Annotated in this window: 23 protein-coding genes; 12 read left to right on the plus strand and 11 right to left on the minus strand. The window is 46.8% G+C overall.

The annotated features are described in order from the left end of the window. Positions 1-166: 166 nt before the first annotated feature. From AAKU64_RS10315 to AAKU64_RS10325, 3 genes are all read left to right on the plus strand, one after another. Positions 167-856 carry a response regulator gene (locus AAKU64_RS10315; protein ID WP_354362100.1) on the plus strand — a complete coding sequence of 230 codons (690 nt, stop codon included), beginning with the start codon at positions 167-169 and terminating at the stop codon, positions 854-856. A gap of 20 nt (positions 857-876) precedes the next feature. Then, positions 877-2,229 (plus strand): ATP-binding protein, encoded by a 1,353-nt coding sequence (locus tag AAKU64_RS10320; RefSeq protein WP_354362101.1) that lies wholly within the window; start codon positions 877-879, stop codon positions 2,227-2,229. 131 nt (positions 2,230-2,360) lie between these two features. After that, entirely contained in the window at positions 2,361-3,917 is a 1,557-nt protein-coding gene (locus AAKU64_RS10325; protein ID WP_354362102.1) for a Do family serine endopeptidase, read from the plus strand. Positions 3,918-4,358: 441 nt separating this feature from the next. Here the strand turns inward: AAKU64_RS10325 and AAKU64_RS10330 are convergent, their stop codons facing one another. Beyond that, entirely contained in the window at positions 4,359-5,027 is a 669-nt protein-coding gene (locus AAKU64_RS10330; protein ID WP_354328851.1) for an energy transducer TonB, read from the minus strand. A gap of 316 nt (positions 5,028-5,343) precedes the next feature. Between AAKU64_RS10330 and AAKU64_RS10335 the strand changes: the two genes are divergently transcribed. From AAKU64_RS10335 to AAKU64_RS10350, 4 genes are all read left to right on the plus strand, one after another. Further along, entirely contained in the window at positions 5,344-6,009 is a 666-nt protein-coding gene (locus AAKU64_RS10335; RefSeq protein ID WP_354362103.1) for a response regulator transcription factor, read from the plus strand. A 61-nt stretch (positions 6,010-6,070) separates the two neighbouring features. Next, positions 6,071-7,702, plus strand: a complete 1,632-nt coding sequence (locus AAKU64_RS10340) for an ATP-binding protein (RefSeq protein ID WP_354362104.1) — start codon at positions 6,071-6,073, stop codon at positions 7,700-7,702. Between the two features lie 72 nt (positions 7,703-7,774). Then, positions 7,775-8,374 carry a nucleoside phosphorylase-I family protein gene (locus AAKU64_RS10345; protein ID WP_354362105.1) on the plus strand — a complete coding sequence of 200 codons (600 nt, stop codon included), beginning with the start codon at positions 7,775-7,777 and terminating at the stop codon, positions 8,372-8,374. Between the two features lie 48 nt (positions 8,375-8,422). Next, positions 8,423-9,070: a glutathione S-transferase family protein gene (locus tag AAKU64_RS10350; protein ID WP_354362106.1), complete on the plus strand. Its 648-nt coding sequence runs from the start codon at positions 8,423-8,425 to the stop codon at positions 9,068-9,070. A 66-nt stretch (positions 9,071-9,136) separates the two neighbouring features. On the opposite strand, the gene AAKU64_RS10355 is transcribed toward AAKU64_RS10350, so the two are convergent. The 3 genes from AAKU64_RS10355 to AAKU64_RS10365 form a co-directional block, all read right to left on the minus strand. Beyond that, complete coding sequence (locus tag AAKU64_RS10355) at positions 9,137-10,042, minus strand: peptidylprolyl isomerase (protein WP_354362107.1); 906 nt, start codon at positions 10,040-10,042, stop codon at positions 9,137-9,139. A gap of 158 nt (positions 10,043-10,200) precedes the next feature. After that, the gene (locus tag AAKU64_RS10360) at positions 10,201-11,514 is read right to left on the minus strand and encodes an ATP-binding protein (RefSeq protein ID WP_354362108.1); all 1,314 of its coding nucleotides are present in this window, start codon (positions 11,512-11,514) and stop codon (positions 10,201-10,203) included. A 224-nt stretch (positions 11,515-11,738) separates the two neighbouring features. Next, positions 11,739-12,467 (minus strand): response regulator transcription factor, encoded by a 729-nt coding sequence (locus tag AAKU64_RS10365; RefSeq protein ID WP_354362109.1) that lies wholly within the window; start codon positions 12,465-12,467, stop codon positions 11,739-11,741. A 592-nt stretch (positions 12,468-13,059) separates the two neighbouring features. Here AAKU64_RS10365 and AAKU64_RS10370 point away from each other — a divergent pair. The 3 genes from AAKU64_RS10370 to AAKU64_RS10380 all read left to right on the plus strand — a co-directional run bounded on the left by AAKU64_RS10370 (position 13,060) and on the right by AAKU64_RS10380 (position 14,951). Further along, positions 13,060-13,527 (plus strand): hypothetical protein, encoded by a 468-nt coding sequence (locus tag AAKU64_RS10370; protein WP_354362110.1) that lies wholly within the window; start codon positions 13,060-13,062, stop codon positions 13,525-13,527. Positions 13,528-13,616: 89 nt separating this feature from the next. Then, a complete protein-coding gene (locus tag AAKU64_RS10375; protein ID WP_354328860.1) occupies positions 13,617-13,982 on the plus strand; it encodes a cysteine rich repeat-containing protein in 366 nt (121 codons plus the stop codon). Between the two features lie 45 nt (positions 13,983-14,027). Further along, on the plus strand, positions 14,028-14,951 hold the full coding sequence (locus AAKU64_RS10380) for a sterol desaturase family protein (RefSeq protein ID WP_354362111.1): 924 nt from the start codon (positions 14,028-14,030) through the stop codon (positions 14,949-14,951). Between the two features lie 117 nt (positions 14,952-15,068). Here AAKU64_RS10380 and AAKU64_RS10385 read toward each other — a convergent pair whose 3' ends face one another. The 6 genes from AAKU64_RS10385 to AAKU64_RS10410 form a co-directional block, all read right to left on the minus strand. Next, positions 15,069-16,391 (minus strand): TolC family outer membrane protein, encoded by a 1,323-nt coding sequence (locus AAKU64_RS10385; RefSeq protein ID WP_354362112.1) that lies wholly within the window; start codon positions 16,389-16,391, stop codon positions 15,069-15,071. Positions 16,392-16,572: 181 nt separating this feature from the next. Continuing rightward, on the minus strand, positions 16,573-16,896 hold the full coding sequence (locus AAKU64_RS10390) for a rhodanese-like domain-containing protein (RefSeq protein WP_322121256.1): 324 nt from the start codon (positions 16,894-16,896) through the stop codon (positions 16,573-16,575). 17 nt (positions 16,897-16,913) lie between these two features. Beyond that, positions 16,914-17,561: a protein-L-isoaspartate O-methyltransferase family protein gene (locus AAKU64_RS10395; protein WP_354362113.1), complete on the minus strand. Its 648-nt coding sequence runs from the start codon at positions 17,559-17,561 to the stop codon at positions 16,914-16,916. A gap of 139 nt (positions 17,562-17,700) precedes the next feature. Beyond that, positions 17,701-20,871: an efflux RND transporter permease subunit gene (locus AAKU64_RS10400; RefSeq protein WP_354362114.1), complete on the minus strand. Its 3,171-nt coding sequence runs from the start codon at positions 20,869-20,871 to the stop codon at positions 17,701-17,703. Between the two features lie 3 nt (positions 20,872-20,874). Continuing rightward, on the minus strand, positions 20,875-22,062 hold the full coding sequence (locus tag AAKU64_RS10405) for an efflux RND transporter periplasmic adaptor subunit (protein WP_354362115.1): 1,188 nt from the start codon (positions 22,060-22,062) through the stop codon (positions 20,875-20,877). Positions 22,063-22,215: 153 nt separating this feature from the next. Further along, on the minus strand, positions 22,216-22,851 hold the full coding sequence (locus tag AAKU64_RS10410) for a TetR/AcrR family transcriptional regulator (protein WP_354328865.1): 636 nt from the start codon (positions 22,849-22,851) through the stop codon (positions 22,216-22,218). Between the two features lie 431 nt (positions 22,852-23,282). Between AAKU64_RS10410 and AAKU64_RS10415 the strand changes: the two genes are divergently transcribed. Next, complete coding sequence (locus tag AAKU64_RS10415) at positions 23,283-23,489, plus strand: Fe-S-cluster oxidoreductase (protein WP_354328878.1); 207 nt, start codon at positions 23,283-23,285, stop codon at positions 23,487-23,489. On the opposite strand, the gene AAKU64_RS10420 is transcribed toward AAKU64_RS10415, so the two are convergent. Beyond that, positions 23,467-23,859, minus strand: coding sequence for a c-type cytochrome (locus AAKU64_RS10420; RefSeq protein WP_354362116.1), 393 nt, complete (start codon positions 23,857-23,859; stop codon positions 23,467-23,469). The genes AAKU64_RS10415 and AAKU64_RS10420 overlap by 23 nt on opposite strands. Positions 23,860-24,432: 573 nt before the next feature. On the opposite strand from AAKU64_RS10420, the gene AAKU64_RS10425 reads away from it, so the two are divergent. Beyond that, entirely contained in the window at positions 24,433-25,308 is an 876-nt protein-coding gene (locus tag AAKU64_RS10425; RefSeq protein WP_354362117.1) for an undecaprenyl-diphosphate phosphatase, read from the plus strand. Positions 25,309-25,311 lie beyond the last annotated feature (3 nt).

The raw sequence follows: 25,311 nt of genomic DNA on the forward strand, positions 1-25,311 counted from the left end.
CGGCAACTTTCGACTGGCTGGTCAAAAGGCAGAATGCTATCGCATCTGACCCTTTGACTTTTTATTCAATGTTGCTCTTCGTACTTGAATCCGCCCCATATTTATTTAAAATAATAGGGAGTATATTAAAATCAATCTTATTACCCCTATCAGCGGAGTGAAATAAATGCGGATTTTATTGGTAGAAGATGATCAGATGATAGGCGAGGCCATCAGAACCTCTTTGCGTCAGCTTGAGTACGTCGTTGATTGGGTGCGAGACGGTGGCTTGGCGGATTCTGTTTTACAAACTGAGCATTTTGACCTGGTGTTGCTGGATTTAGGCTTGCCAGGCAAAGACGGAATTGAGGTGGTGCGTAGCTTACGCCTGCGCAAGGTGAGTATACCGGTCATCATTATCACTGCCCGCGATGGATTAGAGGACAGAATTAAGGGATTGGATGCTGGTGCTGATGATTATGTGATCAAACCATTTGCGATTGAAGAACTGGCAGCGCGTCTGCGTTCTGCCCTGCGGCGCAGCTCTGGGCAAACTGAGCCTGCGATCCAGATCGGCGATGTGCTAATTAATCCTGCGACACACGAGGTCAAACGTCATGATGTGACGGTACCTTTGTCAGCCCGTGAATACGCAATGATCGAGGCTTTGTTGCTGCGACCGGGTGCAATTTTGTCTCGTGCGCAGTTAGAGGAGCGCATGTACGGCTGGGGTGAGGAGGTTGAAAGTAATACGGTCGAAGTGTATATCCATTCGGTACGGCGCAAACTCGGCACCAGCTTTATTCAGAATGTACGCGGGGTTGGTTACTTTATTCCTAAGCCGACATCAACTACAACATCAACTCCTACGACGTAACAACAACGCACAGTTTCTCGATGAAAATTACTTCAATACGCGCAAAATTATCGGTCTTTTTGATCGCTGCAGCCATACTCACAGCAATGCTAATAGGTTTGATCACTTATCGGCACACACTAAAAGAAAATGAAGATTTGCTGGATTACCAGTTGCGTCAGATTGCTTTATCGTTACGCGACCAGGGCGTTGTTGCCGACCCGTCGTATTACCAGCAAGGGGACGCTTTAGACGTCGTAATACAGATCTGGAATAGCAATGGCAGCATGCTGTATTTATCGGTACCGGGCGCACCTTTATTTGATCGCGCAACATTGGGCTTTACCGACGTGAATGTGCCGCCCAATATAAGTTTGAACACCTATCCAAAACGCTGGCGGGTATTTAGCGTTGCTACCAGAGACAGGATTATTCAAGTCGCACAACCCCTAGAACTGCGCACCGACCTCGCCGCAACAGCAGCGCTACGCAGCCTTACGCCGCTACTGGCATTTGTGCCGCTGATGGCGCTATTAATCTGGTGGACCGTAGGCAATTCTTTATTACCCTTGCAGCGAGTCGCCAAGGAGGTAGAACAACGCGATGCCCGTAGTCTGGAACAAGTAGCGGAGACCGATTTACCGAGCGAAGTGGTACCGCTGATCACGGCCCTCAACTCACTACTGGCGAGGTTGCAGCAAGCATTCTCCAGCCAGCGCGCATTTGTGGCTGATGCAGCGCATGAGCTGCGCTCGCCACTGACGGCACTTAAACTGCAATTGCAATTATTGGGCAATGCGCCGGATGATGCCTCAAAAAAGCAAGCCTTGGACCAACTCAACCAAGGGGTAGATCGATCTAGCCATTTAATAGAACAACTATTGATTGCAGCACAAACCGACCCGGCGGACACGCAAATCCAATTGCAAGCCAACGCGCCATCGACCAATATCCCAGAGCTGACGCGACAAACAATTGCCGATCTTTTCCCGATTGCGCAATCGCGGGAATTACAGCTTGAGTTAGCGGCACCAGAACAATTGCTGATCCCTGTTGACGCCGCACGTTTAAGCATCCTGATCCGCAACCTGATCGACAACGCCATCCGCTACACGCCGAACGGCGGGCAAGTACACACCAGCGTGATTGATCACGGACCGCAAGTTGAATTATTGGTAGAAGATTCCGGCCCCGGGATCGCACCATCCGATCGTGAGCGGGTTTTCAGCCGGTTTTATCGATTAAACAATCACCCAAGCCAACAAACGGGTAGCGGCTTGGGATTGTCGATTGTGAAGAATATTGCAGACCAATACGGCGCCCGGATTACGCTAACTAGTTCTGCTTTAGGTGGTCTGAAAGTCAGCGTCATTTTTCAAGTTAGTTCAAATTAGTTCAAGCTAAAGTGATGGTTATTTCGTCTTAAGTCTAATTTAAGTTTGTTCTTTTATTCTGCAGATGTCCCCACATTTTTAGGGCAATTTCCTTGCACTGATTTGTACAGACCTGCTGAATAGGAGCAAACATGAAAGCTAAAGAAATTACCATCGCACTGGTCGCCGCTGGCGTCTTATCTGTTGGCACCGCTAACGCATTCAACTGGAATGCATCTGACTGGTTTCATAAAAAAACGGGTGCGGCACAAGCGGATACGCCAACAACAATCGCCGGTTCGGCAATGTCTTCATCCCAGGCAAACACAGCGCAAAATACGCCGTCAGGCACAAGCGCCACCGCGCCTATCGGCCCCATCACTGCGCCCAATTATCGCGCTATTGTTGAGCGTTACGGTTCCGCCGTTGTGGGTATTAATACCGAAGCGATGCATAAAACCAGTATGGAGGATTCGGACGGCGCATCGAGTGATCCGTTCTCTCAGTTCTTCCGGGGTTTGCCCGGTATGCAGGGTATGCCAGGTTTTAACGGTCAAGGTCGTATGCAACCGCATGACGTCCCTGTGCGTGGACAAGGTTCAGGATTTATTTTAAGCAAAGACGGTTTAATTCTGACCAACGCGCATGTCGTCAACGACGCCGATGAAGTCACGGTCAAATTAAGTGATCGTAGGGAATACAAAGCCAAAGTATTAGGCAGCGATAAAGCGACCGATATCGCAGTATTAAAAATCGATGCTAATAATTTGCCAGTAGTCAGCCTTGGCGATACCAAACAACTTGGCGTTGGTGACTATGTTCTGGCCATCGGCTCCCCTTTCGGCTTTGAACAAAGCGCGACTGCTGGCATCGTCAGCGCAAAAAGTCGCTCATTGCCAGGCGACGGTTATGTGCCATTTATCCAGACCGACGTCGCAGTCAATCCCGGCAATTCGGGCGGTCCCTTGTTTGATGCTAGTGGCAATGTGGTTGGCATCAATTCACAAATTTATAGCCAGACCGGCGGCTACCAAGGCGTTTCATTTGCGATCCCGATTGAGGTTGCTTTAAACGTCAGCAACCAGATCGTCAAGAGCGGCAAAGTAGTCCATGCCAGACTAGGGGTAACGATACAAGAGCTGAATCAAACTCTGGCCGAGTCTTTTAAATTGAAACAACCAGATGGTGCCCTGGTCGCCAATATTGCACCCGATAGTGCAGCGGCCAGAGCCGGACTAGAGCCTGGTGATGTGATCCTTAAATATAACGATCAGATCATTAAGCGATCCGGTGATTTACCGGCACTGGTTGGCATTGGCAAACCCGGCGATAAAGCGACGCTGCAAGTGTGGCGCGCTGGTAAGGCGATCGAACTATTAGCCACGCTGGATACCGCAAAAGATGTCGCCATGAACGAAGATGCATCCCCAAGAAACCAAAATAAAGGCAGACTAGGTGTTGCGGTTCGCCCATTAACATCCGATGAAATTCGGCAAGCAGGATTGCCATCTGGTTTAGTGGTAGAGCAAGTAGGCGGTGCCGCCGCCCGGGCTGGGATCGAGGCTGGTGATGTGATTATTGCTGTCAACGGCGCCAACGTAAAATCAGTAACGCAACTTCAGTCACTGGTAGCTAAAGAAAATAAGCAGTTGGCATTGCTGATACAACGAGGCGACGCGAAGATATTTGTGCCTGTGAACTTGGGTTAAAAAGAAGTTGAAAAAGAGTGAGCGTAACTCAAGAAATACATCAACTGTTTGCTCAATAAAAAAATGCCCTTGTGATATTGCAAGGGCATTTTTTATTTTGCCAGACTTATTGTCGAGATTTATTTATCACGACTAATTTATCAAGACTTACGCAGAATTCTCCGCCTGATAATCGTATCAAAGTCCTGTCACTAAGTATGGATCAGAGAAATATAAGCGAGCTGATTCTTCTTTATTCAGTTAAATTTACTCCAAATGACATCGTTACAATTTACGGACTATCAATATACTCCCTGCTTTTTATCTAAAATACCCTTTCTTGTCCAATGATTCTATGGACAACTTAAATATACTGTTGGCAGTATATTTAAATCAAATATCAAAATAGATAATTACGCCTTGTACCAAGACCTAATTAACTAACTTCATTAATTAACTTCATTAACTATCCAGACTCCACACATATTGCATCTTGGCCCAAGTCTTTTGCGGCTGGCCGTTGATGCTTGCTGGTTTAAATTTGCATAAGCTCAGACCCGCCACGGCTGCCTGATCTAGTTCTCTGTGTCCGCTGGATTTCTCAATTTTTGAATCCGCGACCTTACCATCCAAGCCAACCAGCAATGCCAGCGTGACGGTGCCGGTGTATTCGTTACGTAAAGCGGTGCGCGGATATTCTGGCTTTTCACAAGATTTAGCGTCCACTACCGCGGCGACCGTGACTGCTGCTGGCATGCTGTCAGAGCTATTGGCGCTGCCCTGCTCTGTATTGCCGCGATTGATTGCACCGGCTGGAGGATAGTCAGCCACTCTTTCTGCAACGATGAGTGCATCGGACTGGACATGGATGTCTGGCGGTGTAATCAATGGGATCACCGGATTCCGCATTTGTGTTGTCTGAGGGTGGATTACTGGCGGTATTAAAGGTTCTACAGGCTTGGGCGGTTCTATTACGGGCGCCACATACACCACATCCGGCGTTGGGAAAAATACTAGGCTTGCTGGCTTTAAGCCATATACCAGGCCAGCGACGATCGCCACATGCAGAGTAACGACGATTAACCCGGACATGGACGTCTGTTTTTTGTTTGCATCAAGTGTGAAGTTCATATTGCGCCTCTTCTATTGTTTAGATTTGCTATGAAAGAGTAATAAATTTACTCTAACACGGCAAATATATATACCAAACAAAGAAATATCAACCACTTTAGGAAGAAATTATTTCTCTACAATAGAAATATTGATTCTATAAACAAGTAATATTTAGAACATACCTTAGCAAAAATAGTTAAAAACTCCCTTTTTGGCTTATTAATACGCTGATTACAATGCAATTTTGCTCATACCGATGATTTTAGACTCGTGCTAACATACCAAGCGGTAGAATAATTAACTCTCTCATCTAGCAATTTTTATTGAATAAACTATGATTGAACCTGCTATGAAACAAGAAGCTACAAGCATCCGTGTTGTCTTAGCCGACGATCATCCTATCGTCATGACTGGATTTGCGATGTCGCTGCAAGGTCAGGGTATTGAGGTCGTTGCTCAGGCAAAAACACCCGCAGAGGCGATACAGCAATTTGGCGATTTGCAACCCGACGTGCTGATATTGGATATTCGTTTTGGCGAGCACTTATCTGGCTTTGATGTAGCAAAAACGATTTTGCAAAACACCGCTTCAGCGCAGATTATTTTTTTAAGCCAGTTTGATCAGGATAGCTTTATTAAAGAAGCCTACCGTTTGGGTGGCAAGGCCTTTGTCACCAAAGACTGCGACCCTGCCGATTTAGCACAAGCCGTGCGTAAAGCGTATGCTGGCGAATTATATTTTTTGCCGTCGATTGCGGAGCGGTTGGCAAATCTATCGGTCAGAGGTGATGTCTCGCCACAATCGATGCTGGACAGCCGCTCGCTGGATATTTTTACCCTGCTGGCAGAGGGATTAACTAATGCAGAGATCGCGGAAAAGTTAGATATCTCTACCAAAACCGTCAGCAACACTAGCCAGATTATTAAAGAAAAATTAGGTGTGCAACGCCAGGCAGAGATGACCAAGCTGGCGCTTAAGCATGGCTTAATTCAGACATGAACTCATATTCAATTCCAAGCCAGCGTTTAGTTCAAATGTCAGTTCACTTTGGACATAAGCAATGCTAAGCTTTTTTTTAAGCTTTCTTGCCGGATTCCAGAATCGATTTCATCGTTGGAAGAACTGGAGCATACGCCAGCAATTATTGTTGATTACCTTGTTGCCAGTGACCTATCTATTTTGCATGCTGGTCTGGCATTCTTACTGGCTGCACTCGCACGAGGTAACGGCAGAGATAGAAGAGCGTGGAAAGATTGTTGCCAAAGTGCTGGCTGAGAGTAGTGAATACGCACTGGCAACAGGCAAGCTGTCGGAGTTGCGTTTATCGCTGGACGGTTTGGTGGAGTCAGAGCGCGGCATCGTCAGTATCGATATTTTAGATGCCAACAAAAAAATCCTGCTCCACAGTCAACTCAATAGTCAACTTAATAGCCAACTCAGTAGCACGCTCAACAGTCAGCCTGTCGATAACAATCAAGCCGAGCTTCGCACTTTTGATGTGCCTATTGAAAAGCGCTTGCTCTGGGTAAATGTGATCTCCGGCATTGATAACGCGCTGTTAAAGAATAATCAGAATAGCCCCAGCAATAGCGACCACTCGGGTGCCAGCGCACAACTTGCAGGCTATGTCCATGTCGTCATGTCACCCAGTGATTTACAAGGTAAACAACAACGCCGGTTCGGTCTCGAACTGGCCGTAGCCGCCTTGGGCTTACTGGTCAGCGCCCTGCTGGCAGTGCATTTATCGCGCACCTTATCAACATCATTTAAAAGTTTTATTGAAGCCTGCCGTGACATTCGCAGGGGGCGCTATCCAGTCGATCTGGAAGTCAAAAATGGCGGCGAAATCGGCGAGCTGCAAGCATCCATTAAAGAAATGGCGACTAGCTTGCAGCAGTCAACTTATGAGCTAGAAAGCAAAGTCACCCAACGTACACACGAGTTAGAAAATTCGCGTAACGAGGCCTTAAAAGCCAACGCGGAGAAACGCAAGCTAATCCAAAAAGTCCACACCATTGTTGAAGAAGAACGTAAAAGTATCGCGCTGGAAGTGCATGATGAATTAAATGCTGCCCTCATCGCAGCACGACTGCAATCACAAAGAATCGCCGATCTAGTGACGCAAATACCGGCGACTGTCCAAACCGATGAGATCAGACAACATGCCCTCTCCATCAACCAGATAGCACGTACTTTATATAATAATGGCCGCTCCTTAGTGCGTAGACTGCGACCAGAAGTGTTAGATATGCTGGGACTTGAGGGTGCAGTAACTGAGATGGTAAACAGCTACGACAGCACGCATACGACATGCACGTTTAGCTGTACAACCAAGGGTGATTTTTCTCATTTGGATAACGCGACAGCGATGTCGGCGTATCGGATTATTCAGGAAGCTTTATCCAACATCATCAAACATGCAGAAGCCAGTGAGGCGCATGTTTTACTGCAACTAAATGCGCAAGAAAATAAGGTGTATCTGCAAATTTCTGACGATGGAAAAGGTTTTTCTGAAGGTGATGTCACTGCAGGCATAGGCCTAGTCGGTATGCGCGAACGTGTATTTGCGCTGGAGGGGGAGATTCAAATTAAATCCACAGCATCAACAAGATTAATAGCAACATCAGAAAAAAATACTGGGACAATTATTTCTATTTGGTTTGCGGCTGTATCGAAAAAAACTATTCCTTAATGCCGACAAACCCGCATAATTTTGCATAAGCCTTAAAGTAGTTATAGCCGACATCTCATTGGATATTTAAACATGAACATCACTATCCTCTTCCCTACCCAAACAGAAGCAAGCCAGTTTCAACGTGATGATGTATCCACGATGATTTCTGGCGTAGGCCTGACTGCGACCGCGCTTGCGACGATGAAGGCAATTCAGCAATATCAGCCGGAGTTGATCATCCTCGCGGGGATCGCTGGGGTTTATCCGCATGCGCCATTCAAAAAATATGATGTGGTATTGGTAGAAACAGAGGTCGAAGGTGATTTGGGGTTCTTCACTAAGACCGGTTTTGTACACATGGCACATTTGCCCATTGAGATGGAGTTTGAGCGACGCCATACTTTGGCTTGTCCACATCTGTCCTTAAATTCCCCTTTCCGGCTGGCAAAAAGTATGTCGCTGAATGCGGCATTAGCACCCTTTGTTGATGTACAAAATATTGATATAGAAAATATGGAAGGTGCAGCTTTTTTCCATGTCTGCCTGCAAGAGCAACAAAAGTTTTTAGAGCTGCGGGCAATCTCTAACATTGCACAGATTGGCGATGATGATTGGGATATGCAAGGCTCAGTCAAAGTGCTCACTGAAGGATTGCATCAACTGATTGATATTTTGCAAGGACAAGGCTAAGCATTTAGCAATTAAATGCGTCAATTTTTTTATTTTAAAGGAACCGTGATGTACACACTTTTCTACTCCCCGGGCACTGCCAGTATGGTAATCCATCAAGCACTGTTAGAAATAGGAGCACCTTTTGAATTGCGCCTGGTAGATTTCGCCTCCTGTGGTCAGCGCGCTGCTGGCTATTTGAAATTAAATCCGCAGGGTGTGGTGCCGACGTTGATGATTGACGGTAAAGCGATGGTGGAGTCTAGCGCAATTCTTATGATGCTGGCGGACCGCCATCCTGAGTCACATCTGGCACCGGCAGTCGGTACGCCTGAGCGAGACGCACTGTATCAATGGATCGTATTTTTGAGTAATTCGCTGGCGGCAACTTATCGTTTCTGGTTCTATCCTGCCGACCTTGGGACTACAGACACGACAGAACATACGCCTGAAGTACGTGTGGCTTTACAAAGAAAAATTGAAAGTGTCTGGGACAGACTTGATCAGCATCTGAGTATGAATGGTCCTTATTTATTGGGCGCAGATATCAGTGCTGCCGACTTACTATTGATTATGCTAATGCGCTGGTCACGTAATATGCCACGTACCGCACTCGACTGGCCTGCACTGAATAAATTTGCTGACTTAATGCGTACACGTCCAAGCTGGAAAGCGCTGTACCAAAAAGAGGGGCTGACGGATTGGACAGGATGGTAATACGGGTTATTTTGATGCAATAAAAAAGGAGCCGAGGCTCCTTTTTTATTCCCTGAATATCGAGAATTACTTCTTCACAGCATCAGCGGCTGGTGCTGTAGCGGCTGGCGCACTTGCCGGCGCTACGGTCACTGGCGCATTCACTATTTCGATTTTCGCTTTTGTACGGATATCGTCGATCAATTTTTTCAAGCTTTCTTGCTGGACTTGTTGCTTCAATCCGTCTTTAACTTCATCTAATGATGGGACGACTTTTGCACGAGAGTCTTCTAACAAAATTACGTGGTAGCCGAATTGTGATTTAACTGGCTCTAACGTGAATTTGCCTTTTTCTAATTTAGCTACCGCTGCGCCAAATTCTGGCACCATACGTGCCGGGTCAAACCAGCCTAAATCACCACCACTCGCTTTAGAACCCGCATCCAGTGTTTTTTGTTTAGCCAGTGCTTCGAATTGGCTTGGATCTTTTTGCAGCTTAGCGATAATGTCTTTCGCTTCGGCCTCTGTCGCTACCAAAATATGGCGCGCTTTATACTCGTTACCACCGAGTTTGACTTTGATTTTTTCGTATTCTGCTTTGAGCATGTCATCGCTGATGACATTGGTTTTCAAATAATCTTGAACATAGGCATTAGCCAAAATCGATTCTTTGGTCAACTGAGTCTGATCGATCACTTCTGGTGTTTTATCCAGACCTTTTTTTACGGCTTCTTGCGAGACGAGATATTGCAGCGCCAAATGATCAATGATCTCTTTGCGTGATTCTGGCGTGTCGGGCTGGCCTTGGGCTGCACGTTGCTTGACCATTAAATCGACAATGCTTTGGCTAATCGGCGTGCCATTGACGGTCGCAGCCGCTTTGGATGGAGCAGCAGCCTTGGATGCATCTTGTGAATTACAAGCAGTCAGGATCAGTAAAGAAGCAGCACTAGCTAACAAAATACGGGTATCAACACGGGACTTGATGAACATCTTTAGATTTCCTCTATAAGGTAAGTAATTGTATTCGGCTCAATATTCAGCTTGAGTTCAGCTCAGGTGATAAATGCAGAAAGCCGCATATATTAGCAGCATTGCATGGCATTGCTCAAAATTGGCAAAGAGATTGTATTCAGGATGGTAGTCAATCCTTACGCCAGAGGGAAAAACAGCAGCACCTGCAAACCCGGTGCCGCATCTTGCAATAACATGTTGCCGCCGTGTCTTTGCATGGTGCGTTCTACTATTGCTAAGCCCAAGCCGGTTCCTGGCAAGCCCCGGTCTTGCGCACCGCGAGAAAAAGGCTTGCGTAACAAATCTCTCTGATCGGCAGCAATGCCTGCGCCGTGGTCGCGCACTGCCAATACGGCAAATATCTGCTCCTTGGTTTCTTGCAAATATAAACGCACCAGGACAGGCGCTTGGCCATATTTAGTGGCGTTATCCAATAAGTTAGCTAGCAATCTCTCGATTGCGATACTACTGGCTGGCGCTATCCATAACGCAGCGCTGGATTCGATACTGGATTCGACGCTTAAGCTGACGTGATCGTAGTCACCGGCGCTCAGCAGACGCTGTGTTAATGCGCATAAATCGACCCGTTCTTCCATCGGTTCGGCCTCGGCACGAGCAAGGTCTAAAAAAGAACCAACCAACTTATCGGCAATCTGAACATTGCGCACAATGCTGTCGCGTTTATTGTTGACTTCTGAAGTCTCGGGTAGCAGCTCTGCAGCCATACGAATGCGGGCAAGCGGCGAGCGTAAATCATGCGAGATCGCAGCTAACATCAAATCTCTTGCGGCATCTTGCTCTGCTCTTTGTGCTGCAAACTCTGCAAATTGGGCGGCTAACTGACGCACTTCTGCTGGCCCTGTGTTTGCTGCTTTTGCTGCTTTTTCTATATCTGCTGACCGTGTGCAGGAAATCGTATGGAGTTGCTTGCCGCTAGCCGCAAAGGCCTTAACGCTACGCTGCAAATCTAATAAAGGCCTGGCAATACGTCGGCTTAACCAGGCCGAGGCCGCGATAAATACCAAGACCACAATGAGGAAGCCGATCAAACCACGGCGGCGGATGTCTGGCCCTTCTAGCTCGCTTTGCACACCGACCCAAACTGGCTGTGCGCTGGTTTGTAATTCTAGCCATGTGGTGGTCTTACCTGTCTCACCGCTGACTGCCAGACTCATCACAGGAATACCTTGCGCATTTAACTCAGAAATCAGAGCACGGTAACGCGGCACCAGCGGCATTAGGCTGGCAGAAAATGGCGGTGGGCCGGGGATTAAACTAATGTCTGCCGTGACGGTTTTAGTATTTGGCAGCCCTGCTGGTTGACCGTCGCGTAAATTTTGTTGTACCGGCTTGAGCGCCTGTGCCCATAACGGGGCTGTTGAATGGGCAAAAATATTAGCTTGCTCATTAAATAGCAGGACAACAAATATGCCCGTCAACAAAATGCCCACAGTGACTTGGAGTAAAAAGATCCGTGCAAATAATGAGTCAAACAAAGAATCAAACCTTGAGTAAAACCATTTACTGAATAATTTATAAAATCTGCCGGCAAAGCTCTTGCCTGGACTGATTGTCTCCGCCAGATTTACAGGCTGAATTGTCGACTGATTAATGGGTGGCTCCACAGCCTCATTCATAGAGTTTTGGTTTGCGGACGACCTGTTGATTTTGTCTCTCATCTGGCGCTGCCCGTAAAGACATAACCTTCGCCTCTGACGGTCTCTACCCACTCACGTCCATTGGGTGCGCTACGTAACTTTTTGCGCAGTCTAGCGACTTGTACATCAACCGCTCTGTCCAGCGGCATGTAGCTGCCGGGCTGCACCGCTGCAGACAAAGCATCGCGGGACACGGTAACGCCAGGTTGGCTGGCCAAGGCGACTAATAGTTTAAATTCATTCGACGTCAGCTGTAAAATTTGCGGCTCGCGCTCAGTCGGATCAGTGTAAATTGCCCGCCTTGCCATTAAATCTAAAGTCAGGCCATCAAACTGCAATTGGGTACGCTTGGTGAAGACCCTGACCCGGCGCGCGAGTGCACGTACGCGCGCGACCAGTTCCCGCGGCTCAAATGGTTTAGCCAGATAATCATCGGCACCCAGTTCTAATCCCAAGACACGATCAATCGGATCGCCTCTGGCAGTCAGCATCAGAATTGGTAATTCATTCCCCGACTCGCGCAGACGACGGCATACGTCTAAGCCATTCGCATCGGGCAACATCAGATCTAACAGCAAGACATCCGGTTGATAAGTCGCCAGCGCCGCCATCCCGAGTACAGCCGTCACTGCGCAATGCGTTTGCATCCCTTCGCGCAATAGCAGCTCGCTAGTCATTTGCGATAACTCAATATCATCATCAATCATTAAAACTTTGGTCGGCTCTGCACGTGCAAACATTTCCATAGATGCTTCCCAATTGAATGAAATCAGAATCTGCATTGGTGGCAATGCGATGACGCAGTAAAGCGCATACGGCATGCGGTAGTCAAGTGGGGAGGTTGATGCTAAGTCGATTTTTTACTTTTAGGATTGCATTCGAATAAACACTGTTCGATAAAATAGTTCAAAAGGCTCACGATTGCTTTTTAAATAATTTTGTATGGCCAATATTAATATACTCCCCATTATTTTTATAAGAAATGGCTTATTAATCAAATAATCCATGGACAACTTAAAAATACCTACCCGGAGTATAAATATAGCACCATACAAGCTTCCTACAAAAATTGATAAGGGAGACAGATAACATTTTCCCGATCAACGCCTGAGCAGCACCTAAGCACGACCCTGCCACTATCTGGCATAGCGACTTATCCTCCTATAAGTTTGATTTGTGTCACTGTTGACATATTTTGACATTGGATGTCAAACACTGAAACCCGCCTTGCTCCTAGAATAAAGTCTGCTTATTTCACTTCTTTTATTTGTTTTTTTATTTATTAACAGGCCTTCACTAACTCGGCTCAGTTAACAAACTTAACCACCGGAGTCAATCATGAAAACAGCTCGGATTTCTAGCGTTGCGGTTTTATTCACTGGCACTTGCCTACTGATTACTGGCCTGACTATCGGCACAAGCGCATCAGCAGCAGAATTTACCGGACGCCATGGCAGTACCGCCAGTGCTAGCGGCGTAGTGCTGCCAAACCGTCAAGGCGGTGTATCAGCCGCCGGGCAAGTCACCGCTAATGGCGCACGAGGCGGCACAGCCAGCGGACAGGCAAATATCCAGACTAACGGGCAGCAAAGCGCTATCTATAGCGCGAGTGGCTCCGGAACGACGGCAAACGGCACAAGTTATAGTGGCACCAGTAGCGGTAGCTCCAGCTATAACAGCAGCACCGGTTACGCTGGCAATAACACCACTACGGTGAACGGAAAAACCGTGAATACCAGTACACAAAACGGAGCAACGACAGTGTCTTCCGCTAAGGGGACAAAGACTTTTGGTAGCCGTCACTAAATCAGATATTTTTAATATCTAAATCGAATAACCATCGCAGCGGTTTCAAGACCCATACACAATAAATCATCAACCAACGGAGCCTCATCATGCAAACTCAACGCGTCTCTATATCCACCTTGTTGAAGATGTTGACAGCCAGTCTTTTTATACTCGGTGCAGCACATAGTCAGGCAGAAGATGCTGGCTCAGTACAAAAAGCCTGCCGCGCAGATTTCTCTAAATTCTGCCCATCAATCAAACCCGGCGGTGGCCGTTTAGCCGGATGTCTGAAGGAACATCAAAGTGAATTATCTGCGGGCTGCCAAGAAAAAATGAAAGTAGTGTCATCCTGTGGCGAACAAATCAAAGAGCTTTGCGGTAAAGAATCTGATCCTAAAAAAATCAAACAATGCGCTAAAGAACATCGCAGCGAATTTAATGAAGAATGCAAATCCTCCATCACAGACAAATAATTTTTACTTATTTTTTAAGTCATCAATGCCAAGGCGGCGAGCCACATGATGCGTAACGAATTGACGACACAACTGATCAGCGCAAAGACCTTACCCTGGATTTTTGGCTTGCTATTAATTATTCTTCTAGCGGCCACTATCGAGGGGATAGTGCTAACGTTTTACAGTAAAAAATCCTATGATTGGCGCGCCTATGCGGCGACTGCGGTGGATATGATCATCCGCCGATTGATTGATGCATCGGGTATTTCTATCGCAGCACCAATACTGTTTTTTGCCTATACACATCGGATCAATACGATAGAACTTTCTACGCCTTTTGCATTTGTTTTGCTATTCATCGGGCAAGAGTTTTTTTACTATTGGTACCACCGTACGTCGCATGCAGTGCGGTGGTTTTGGGCGACGCACTCGGTACATCATTCACCGAATGAATTGAATCTAGCTGCGGCTATGCGCTTGGGCTGGACCGGTAAGCTGACAGGCACTAGTTTATTTTTTACGCCATTAGTCTGGTTGGGATTTGCACCAGCAACGGTAATAGCAGTAGTGGCGATTAATCTGCTTTATCAGTTTTGGATACATGCACCGTGGATACCAACATTGGGGCCGTTGGAGTGGGTACTGAACACACCAGCACACCACAGCGTGCATCATGCATCCAATCCTGAATATCTGGATTGCAACTACGGTGGCGTCCTGATTATTTTTGATCGCCTGTTTGGCACCTTCAGACAAGAGCAAGCTGGCATACAAATACGCTACGGCTTAACTGAAAGATTGTATAGCTACAATCCAATAAAAATTGCACTACATGAGTGGAGTAAATTAGTCAGAGATCTGTGGTCGGCAAAGACTTGGCTTATGCGAATAAAAATATTGTTTGGACCACCTGGTACGGTCGATAAGGAATACGGCAGCACCACTAACACGATCCACTCTATCAAGCCTGGAACATCGACATCATAAGTCCAACATAGCAAAAAAAACGCTTCTTAAAACCGGATCATTGCTATTAGCAAAGCCAATTTTTTAGAAGCGAAATAAAGTGCAGTCAATCTGCTGCACAAACCATACGGCTAAGAATTAATGTAAAAGCAAATCGTTAATCTCGATCAGATCAGCTTCTTTTAAAGTACCGGCAGCGGATTTAAGACGCAGGCCGTTCATGATCGTGTCATAACGCGCTTTCGCCAAATTTTGACGTGTGGTGTACAACTGCTGCTGCGCATTCAAAACGTCGATATTGATACGTACACCAACCTGATATCCCAGCTTGTTAGAGTCTAACGCGGATTGCGAAGAAATCTCAGCCGCCTCATACGCCTTTACCTGTGCCAGACCACTAGTGACGCCCAAGAATGCCTGACGGGCATTTTGTGCCGCTGTGCGGCGAGTGAAGTCCAAATCGCTTCTGGCTTTATCTTCTAATGCGATGGATTCACGCACCCGGCTGTCGACTGCAAAACCAGAGAACAGCGGAATATTCCATTGCACACCGATCGAGTTCGATTTAACAACACCGTTACCGTTAAGTGAACTATTACCGCCATTAGAATTACGACCGGAACTGGCAACCAGATCTAGCGTAGGATAATGACCGGCGCGGTTTCTGGAGATATCACGGCGTGCGATCTCTAACGAAACTTGTGATGCGACTACGCCGTAATTTTGCTTCTCGGCGGAACTCACCCAGTCACCAATCTGCGCCGGTTGTGGCGAGCTGATTTGAATACCACGTTTGAGGATCGCCAGATCACCGGCTTCTTTACCAATAATTTGTTGCAAGGCTGCGCGTTTGATTTGCAGGTCACTGATGCCTGCAAACTCTTGCGCTACCGTCAAATCGTAACGTGCCTGCGCCTCATGCGTGTCAGTAATGGTGGAGGTACCGACTTCAAAATTGCGCTTAGCTGAAGCCAACTGTTCAGAGATCGCCGCCTTTTGAGCTTGCAAAGTTTCCAGAGCATCTTGCGATGTCAGCACATCAAAATAAGCTTGACCAACTCTGACAATTAAATCTTGCTGCGCTTGTGCAAATTGCGCATCGCTGGCTACGACCAATAATTTACCTTGCTCATATTGCTGCCAGTTTGCCCAACGAAATAAGGGCTGGGATAAAGCTAAGCTATAGGTATTGGTGTAACCCGTGCCTTTACTCGTAAACGGCGCGTCGGGCTGAATTTCTGCCGTGGTGCGAACATCACTACCGCTCAAAGCCACGTTGGGCAACAAGCCTGCGCGTCCCTGCACTACTTTTTCTAAACCAGCCACTTGCGAAGCGCGCGCACTGCTGTATTGCGCATCGTTCGCCAATGCATCTTTGTAGATTTGCAGCAAATCAGCGGCACTGGCATCGAGAGTCAGAAAAACACCGGCGATCAGTGTGGCAATGATGGGATTACGCATGTAACACTCCGAAAGAGTAAATAAGTAGATAGGTAGGTAGTAAAGTAAATGATCAAAATCAGTAGTACAGACGTCAGTTAAAAACTTTGTTCCACAAGCTGCAATAAATTAAGTCGAAATTTATCAAAACGAAATTAATCGAAACAATCGAAGCGAATTAATCAAAACGGATTAATTAAAATCAATACACCGGCATTGCGTTATCCACCTGCTGTGCCCAGGCATGTACACCGCCGGTCAGGTTGATCACATTCGTAAAATCATGCTGCTCTAAAAAATGTGCGACTTGCATACTACGGGCACCATGATGGCAAATACAAACAATACTAAGGTCTGAATCAAGCTCCTGATGTCTAACCGGAATACTCTGCATCGGCATCAATACCGCACCGGGAATATGACAAGTTTCGTACTCCCATGGTTCCCGTACGTCGAGCAATAAAGGCGGTGTTTTTGTTTGATCCGCTAACCAGATGGCCAATTCAGGCGCTGTCATATGTTGCATGAGCCAATTCCTATTTTTTAAAATTTAAACTTGGATGCAGGCACAGATTGCGGCAATGCCGGTACGACTGTTTCAAACAAAGTCGTGGTCTTAAATTCTGTTGCTGATTCACGCAAAATAAGTTGTGCCGACATCGCAGGAGCTTGACCTGCGATCACAAACAGACGACCGCCGACGTTCAATTGCTGTTGCAAATGCGTAGGCACAATCTCTAGCGAACCACTGACAACGATCACATCGTAAGTATTGTTATTAGCGATTAAGCCGTTGCCAACAATCACGGTGACATTAGGAACATCGTTCTCGCGCAAATTGTGTTTAGCCGTTTCTGCCAGCGCCGGATTGGTTTCAGTCGTGGTGACATGGTGTGCCTGATGCGCTAACAAAGCGGGCAAATATCCAGTGCCCGTACCGATCACTAAAACTGACTCCTGCTTTTTAACGAACAGTTCTTGCAAAATACGTGCTTCGAGTTTTGGACTCAATGCAAAAGTGCCATCCGCAAGCGGTAACTCGGTATCAAAAAATGCCAGACTTTTTTGGCTTTCCGGGAAAAAGTTTTCACGCTTACAAATGATCAATAAATTTAAAACATCCTGATCCAGTACATTCCATGGACGGATTTGCTGTTCTATCATGTTAAAACGGGCTTGTTCGATATTCATATTGTTCACTCTGTCGCATTAATGATGGGGAACCCGCATTTTATCAAAGCGCGCTGCCACATAGAAGAATCCTTCACTAACTACACTGACTACACCTTCTGTACCGCTACTGCTTCAATTCTGAGTAAAGATAATTTGTTCAAGATAGCCATTTCTTTTTAAACCATTCGCCCAAATCGTCTAGATAGGTGTACATCACCGGCACAACCACCAACGTCAATAAGGACGAGGTGATAATGCCGCCGATCACCGCCTGCCCCATAGGTGCTCTTTGCTCTGAACCCTCGGTCAAGGCAAATGCCAGAGGCACCATACCAAATACCATTGCCAGGGTGGTCATCAAAATAGGACGCAACCTGACATGAGCGGCCTCTAACAAGGCATCGATCCGGTTCATCCCGTCCCTCCGTGCCTGATTGGCAAAATCCACCAGCAAAATCGCATTCTTGGTCACCAGACCCATCAACATGATGAAGCCGATAATGGAAAACATATTCAAGGTCGACCGGAAAAACATCAGTGCCAGGAAAACACCAATCAGTGTCATCGGCAAAGCAGTCATAATCGCAATCGGCTGCAAGAAGCTGGCAAACTGCGATGCCAAAATCATGTAAATAAAAATCACTGCCAAAGCCAGTGCAGACACAGCATAGCCAAATGATTCCGCCATATTTTTAGACGCTCCGCCCATCTGATAGCGATAACCTGGCTGCCATTGCATGCTGTCTAAAATCTTCTTGACCTCGGCGCTAACTTCTCCGGCAGAGCGCCCGACCACATTGGCTGACAGCTCAACCTCACGATTTAAATCCCGGCGATTAATCTGATTGGCGCCAGTCGATGCCTGGATATCAGCGACCTGACGCAAAGGCACCATCTTGGGAGAACCATCGGCATTGGTTTGAGAACTCGCCAGCATCAAGCGTGATAAATCATCTTGGTTATTTCTATCGCTAGGCGACAAACGCACTGATACATCATAATTTTCATTATCTGGTGCGCGCCAGGTGGTTGCGGCTTCACCCGCTAATAAAGGTCGCAAGGCATTCCCAATTTGTGCCACGCCAACACCAAGATCAGCACCGATATCACGTTTAGGCTGAATCGAAATAGTCGGCTTTTCAGCCTTCAGGCTAGAGTCCAGGTCCACTAAGCCAGGGATGGCGCGAAGGCGGCGCTGCACGTCTTCTGACATGATGGCTAATTGCTTGAGATCGGTACCAAGCAAGCTAAACCGTAGTTGTTTGTTATCGCCACCCACACCGTCCAGTGCGCCGATATGCGTAACGGTAATACCTGCAATTTGCGTTAAGCGATTACGCAATGGAATCGACATCTGCGATGTGCTTCTAATGCGATCTTTACGCGGGACTAGACGGATGTATGTCGTCACATAACTTTTACCTTGGGCGGAACCAGTATTAACGGTGCTGTAAGTATCCAAGACTTCTGGAAATTCTTTCAACACCGACTCAACTTGATGCACCTTGGTCTCGGTCAGTTCTAAGGAAGAACCAACTGGAGTATAAAAGGTGATGCCCGTTTCTGAGTAATCTGCTTGCGGAATAAACTCTGATCCTATCAGCCCACCAATAGGGATTAATAAGCCACCGATAAAAGTCAATGCGGCAATGAGCAAAGTCATGATGCGATGCTTGAGCGACCACCTAAGCATGTTCTGATATGCAGCAGAAAACCACTGTACACCGCGCTCAAATTGCTCCAGCACACGACCAATGGTATTGGCGTAAAACCCTTTGCGCCCTTTGCTAGCTTTATCTTCAGCATTGGCATGGACATCAGGATCTGGCCAGATCGACGACAACATAGGATCTAAGGTGAAAGAGACGAACATCGAGATCAATACCGCCGCTGTCACCGTAATACCAAACTGATGGAAAAACCGACCAATAATGCCGCCCATAAAACCTACCGGCAAAAATACCGCGACGATAGAGAATGTCGTTGCCAGCACCGCTAAACCAATTTCGGCAGTACCTTCTAAAGCGGCAGTATGGTGATCTTTATACTTACCATTCACCTTCATGCCGGCATGGCGCACGATATTCTCACGCACCACAATCGCGTCATCAATCAACAAGCCAACGCAAAGCGATAATGCCATCAACGTAATCATATTGATGGTGAAACCAAACATATCCATGAATAAGAAAGTACCGATCAAAGCGACTGGCAAAGTTAGGCCGGTAATCACCGTTGAGCGCCATGAATTCAAGAAGAGGAACACGATCAGAATAGTCAGTGCAGCACCTTCGATCAAGGTTCTACGTACGTTTTCTACACCGACACGTATCTGGCGAGAACCATCTTTAATGACTTGTACTTTGACACCGGGATATAAGGCTTTGAGCTGCGGCGTCAGATTCTTTAATGCCTCAGCCAAACCATCGGCAACTTCTATGGTGTTTTGTCCCTGGGCTTTTAAAATATCCAACGCCAGAGTGCGTTGACCGTTGTAAAGAGCCAGACTTTCTTGCTCTTCTTGTCCGTCAATAATGGTGGCCACTTGCGACAAAAAAACAGGTTGTCCACCGCGCTTGCTGACGATAATCCGACCAAAATCGGCAGGATTTTTGATACGGCCTTGTATCTGCACTACCTTCTCATTATCCAAAGAGCGTATCGCTCCCGTTGGTAATTCTTGGTTTTCATTTTTTACCGCATTAATGACTTGATCGACACCCAGGCCAAGTGCCTCCATCTCGTTGGGTTTAATATAAATCTTGATCTCGCGTTTGACGCCACCGACCAAAGTAACAGAGCCGACGCCGCGTACATTCTCTAAACGTTTTTTGACAATCTGATCGCCGATCGTTGTCAGCTCACGGAAATCTCTTTTCTTAATCGTGTCGTCGTTAGTAACGGATACCGAAAAAATAGGTTTATCAGAGGGGTCATAACGTGTGACGCGCGGTTCTTTCACTTCTTTGCGGAATCCCGACTTAATCAGCGCAACTTTTTCACGCACGTCTTGTGCGGCTTGTGCCGGGTCAACGGTTAAATCGAACTCCATAATCACCACAGAACTACCCTCGTAAGAACGCGAGGTCAAGGCGCTAATGCCATTGATGGTGTTAACTGATTCTTCTACTTTACGGGTGATGTCAGACTCGATGGTTTCCGGCGATGCGCCCGGATAATCGGTCTGGATTACCACCACAGGAAAAGTAATATCGGGGAACTGATCCACCCGTAAACGCTTGTATGAAAACAAACCCAACACCACAAACGCCACCATCATCATGGTCGCTAAGACTGGGTTGCCAATGCTAATGCGCGTAAACCACATGGCTTAGCCTTTGCTATTGGTCTGAGCGGCCGCTTGCAGTACCTTCACTGCAACGCCGGAACGCAAACTGCCGAGATTAGCTTTGACGATTTGCGCATCTTTCGCCAGACCAGATAAAACCTCTACACTAGCCGTACCATTACTCTCGCCTTGCAATCCCAGCGTCACATTTTTTTGTTGTAAGACATTGTTTTCAATCGCATAGACAAAGGCTTTATTGGCGTCGTATTGCACTGCCGTTTGCGGGATAGTCATCACGTCTGATTTTTTATCGAGTGCTAATTGCGCCTCGGCAAAGACACCCGCTTTAACTTGTCCATCCGTATTGGCGACCTGAATATAGGTCATGATAGAGCGCGAGCCGGACTGCACTGCCGGATTAATCCGCGTCACTTTACCGACGATCGCCGTAGTGATGCCCTCAACTTTGAGCGTCACTTGCTGGCCTAATTTGATGCTTGCAATATCCTGACTAGGAACTGCCGCTTCCATCTCTAACACACGTAAATCGACAATATCCAGTAAGCGATTATCGGGCGAGACTTTTTCACCCGGTTGTACACTGCGGACACTTACCAGGCCAGCAATCGGTGACTTGACGATGGTATCTGCCAAGGCTTTTTGTGCGACGGATAAAGCACCTTTGGCAGAGTCAACATTGGCTGCAGCGATCGCATATTGGTTTACGCCGTTATCAAAGGCGTTGGCTGAAATAAAATTTTTATCCAGCAATGCCTTGTTATTATCACGAGTTTGCTTGGCGATATCCAGCTGGCCTTGGGCTGCCTTGAGTGCGCCGCGTGCCTGCTCTAGCTTGGCATCGTATTCTGTGCTGTCCATTTTGACTAAGACCTGACCGACCTGCACGGCCTCACCTTCACGCACTAGCACTTCGCGCACTTCTGCCGCGACTCTGGCCTTGACTGCGGATTGATTCATGGCGCGCAAGGCACCTGATAAGGTCAAGGTTTTTTGAATATCGGAGGAAGCAACCGTCACAATATCCGTGGGTAAAAACTCTAATATTTGCGGTGTTTGTGGTGTGTTTGTGGTCGCTGTCACGCTGGCGACTGCTTTTTGCGCTGTGTTTGTATTTTGTAAGCTGTCGCTCGATTTTTTCTTCATGAAAAAAAATCCTGCACCTAGCAATACCAATACAACAATGATCCATAATCCCCGACGCTGCAGCATAGTTATCCCGTGTTATTTAATTTTTATTTTGTTTTTTTAGAGCGAATACATCGGTATTGCAGTGACCCCTCTCAGACTAAGTTAGACAAATTCAGGCCAATTTAAATCAACAGAGCGCCCGTCCACCGACGTTAACCAACTACTCCAACTACTTCAGTTTGGATTAACTAACAGTCCACGTAATGCCATGTCCATGTAGTGTTCCAGATAGGTTTCAAGATCCTCGGTCCGAATCTGGCACACGCTATAGGAATGCTTCCACATCATCATCATGATCATAGGCGCGATCAATATCTTGGCGCCAATACTAGGATCAATTTTCCGCATTTCCCCGCTATCGATACCTCTTTGCAACAAACGTATCATCATTGCATCGCTGGGGGCGATCACTTCTTCGTAATAAAACTGTGCCAGATCAGGGAAGTTAGCCGCTTCCGCCATCATTAACTTACTCAGTCCCGACAATTTGGTTTTGCCAATCCGCTCCCACCAGGTTCCCATGAACTGGCGGAACAAATCGGCAGTGCTGCCAGTAAATTGATCAATTAATTCACCCGCCTCGCCAATTAAAGGCACGACGCTTTCACGCACAACTGCTTTGAACAGCTCCTCTTTACTGCTGTAATACAGATACAAAGTCCCTTTAGAGACACCTGCAATGCGTGCCACATCATCCAGACGCGTAGCAGCGAACCCGCGCTCGACAAATAAATCGAGTGCAGCAGCAAGTAATTCTTGAGGGCGAGCATCCTTACGACGCTCCCAGCGGGGCTTGAACGGACAGGACATGATGATGGGGAAATTTAACTTACTGAAGAGTCAGTAATATAAACTTCTCTACCCTGAGCGTCAAGGAAACAGTTTCCGCTCGAACTGCATGATTACCTGCTGTAGTATGTCCGCGCCGAATTGAGCCAGATTGTGCAGCTTCCATCCTCCTATCGCCATTGCTATGCGATCAAGCAACAAAAGTGGAGGCTGAAATGACAAAATACAGCCGCGAACGACAAGATCACCGGAGGGATTGATGGTTTTTCAATATGGTAAGTGTCTGCTACTATTTAAGTAAGGACTAAGATGTATCTACGAGGCGCGTGCTGCCAAAGCTAGGCCTTATTCTGGTCAAAACTCTACTGAATAACTTTTACTAATGAAATACCCACATGATTTGTCGTGACAATTGCGGTGCATGTTGTACCGCCCCTTCGATTTCTAGTGCTATCCCCGGAATGCCCAATGGCAAACCGGCGGGCGTCAGATGCATACAATTGACGGCAAATAATCAATGTCAGATTTTTGGGCGTCCTGAGCGCCCCTCCTGTTGCTCAGGACTTCAGCCGTCCACAGAGATGTGCGGATCAACCCGGGAGCAGGCAATTCAATGGCTTAGCGAGCTGGAGAGAATTACTGCACCGGCTTCGCATTAACCATTGGAAAGCTACGCAAGTAGGTAAGCAGATTGACAATTTCCTTCTCATCACCAATCCCGTAAAAACGCATTTTTGTACCGGGTACAAGATCGCTGGGGTCCTTCAAAAATGCGGTCAACGATTTCTCTGACCAGACGATGCCTGAATTTTTCATTGCTTGTGAATATAGATAATCACCCGTTGCCCCTGCGCGTCTGCCAATAATGCCATTCAGTTTAGGGCCAAAACCACCTCGGGCTGAGGGACCTAACTGGTGACACGAAGCACATTTTTTAAAGGCGGCCTTACCGGCCTCCAGGTTGCCAGAAGTTTGCGCCGAAGCAAACTGACTGACCAGTACGAATATCAATAAGACTAATTTATGCATGATGGGTCAATAGTGGAGGTAAGTATGTGAAGTGCGCATGCAATACAACGCTGCAACGCGAAGACAAAATAGATCATATCCAATTTTTGTAAAACAGGATTAATCAGACGACGTTGGACTACTCTCAGACTTACGCAAAATCGCCCCAGCTGAGTTGTAGCTCCTGGCTCTACTTAAGTGCTATCTTCGTCGCCACGCCTTGCGGGGGACAATTTTGCGTAAGCCCTATATTCTTCACTGACAACCACCTGCCAGCATATATCTGCATGGCGCTGACGGAATCTCAAACGCACCCGACCTGTACAAACATTTTTTGTTATATTTAAAATACTCCCATATAGTATTTTAAATATGTCCATATATTATTTGGACAATACACCATTTAATAAACAATTTATGGGGAGTATATGAATTTATCGCACTTTGTAACAAATTCGAGGGGCGCGTAGCATGCGTCCATGTTAAGCTTCGTGCCGACTAATTGAGCATGCGATTTTTCTCATATTTGTCCAGCATTGACGCATCATCTACCTTCTTTTTTTCATCCCATTCACTCACAATTTTCTGCCGACTATGGATCTTATCTTCGCCGTAAAAATCATCATCATGGGTATCGTTGAGGGACTGACGGAATTCCTGCCGATCTCTTCTACAGGGCACTTGATACTGACGGGTAGCCTGATTAACTTTACCGAAGGCATTTCATCAGATACGGCCAAAGTATTTGATATCGTGATACAAGCTGGTGCAATTTTCGCGGTTTGCTGGGAATATCGGCAAAAAATTGCGAGCGTGACGATGGGATTAGCGAGCGATAAAAAATCTCAGAAATTTGCGCTTAATCTGGTAGTTGCCTTTTTGCCCGCAGCCATACTGGGTGTCTTGTTCATCAAAACGATTAAGGCATATTTGTTTGCACCAGTTCCGGTCGCACTTGCCTTCATCATCGGTGGCTTAATTATTTTGTGGGTAGAGCGTAAAAACAAACCCGTTACTGGCAACGCAAACACAGTCGCCACTGCGGACAAAGTGGCGCGTGTCCAGTCCGTGGATGATATGACGATGTTAGATGCGCTCAAAATTGGTATCGCTCAATCATTCGGTTTGATCCCCGGCACCAGCCGCTCAGGCGCGACGATTATTGGAGGTATGTTATTTGGCTTAAGCAGAAAAGCCGCCACTGAGTTTTCGTTCTTCTTGGCGATTCCGACCTTGCTGGGAGCAACCGTATATTCGCTCTACAAAGCACGTCATGAATTATCGATGACCGATGTGCCGGTATTTAGCCTCGGAACTGTTGCCGCATTTATCTCAGCCTTCTTTTGTGTACGCTGGTTATTGCGTTATATCGCTTCTCATAATTTCAATGCATTTGCCTGGTACCGTATTGCCTTCGGTATCATGATTTTAATTACTGCCTACACTGGCGCGATCGCCTGGGTTGATTAAGTT

The organism is Undibacterium sp. GrIS 1.8, assembly GCF_040544445.1.
Lineage (GTDB): Bacteria > Pseudomonadota > Gammaproteobacteria > Burkholderiales > Burkholderiaceae_D > Undibacterium.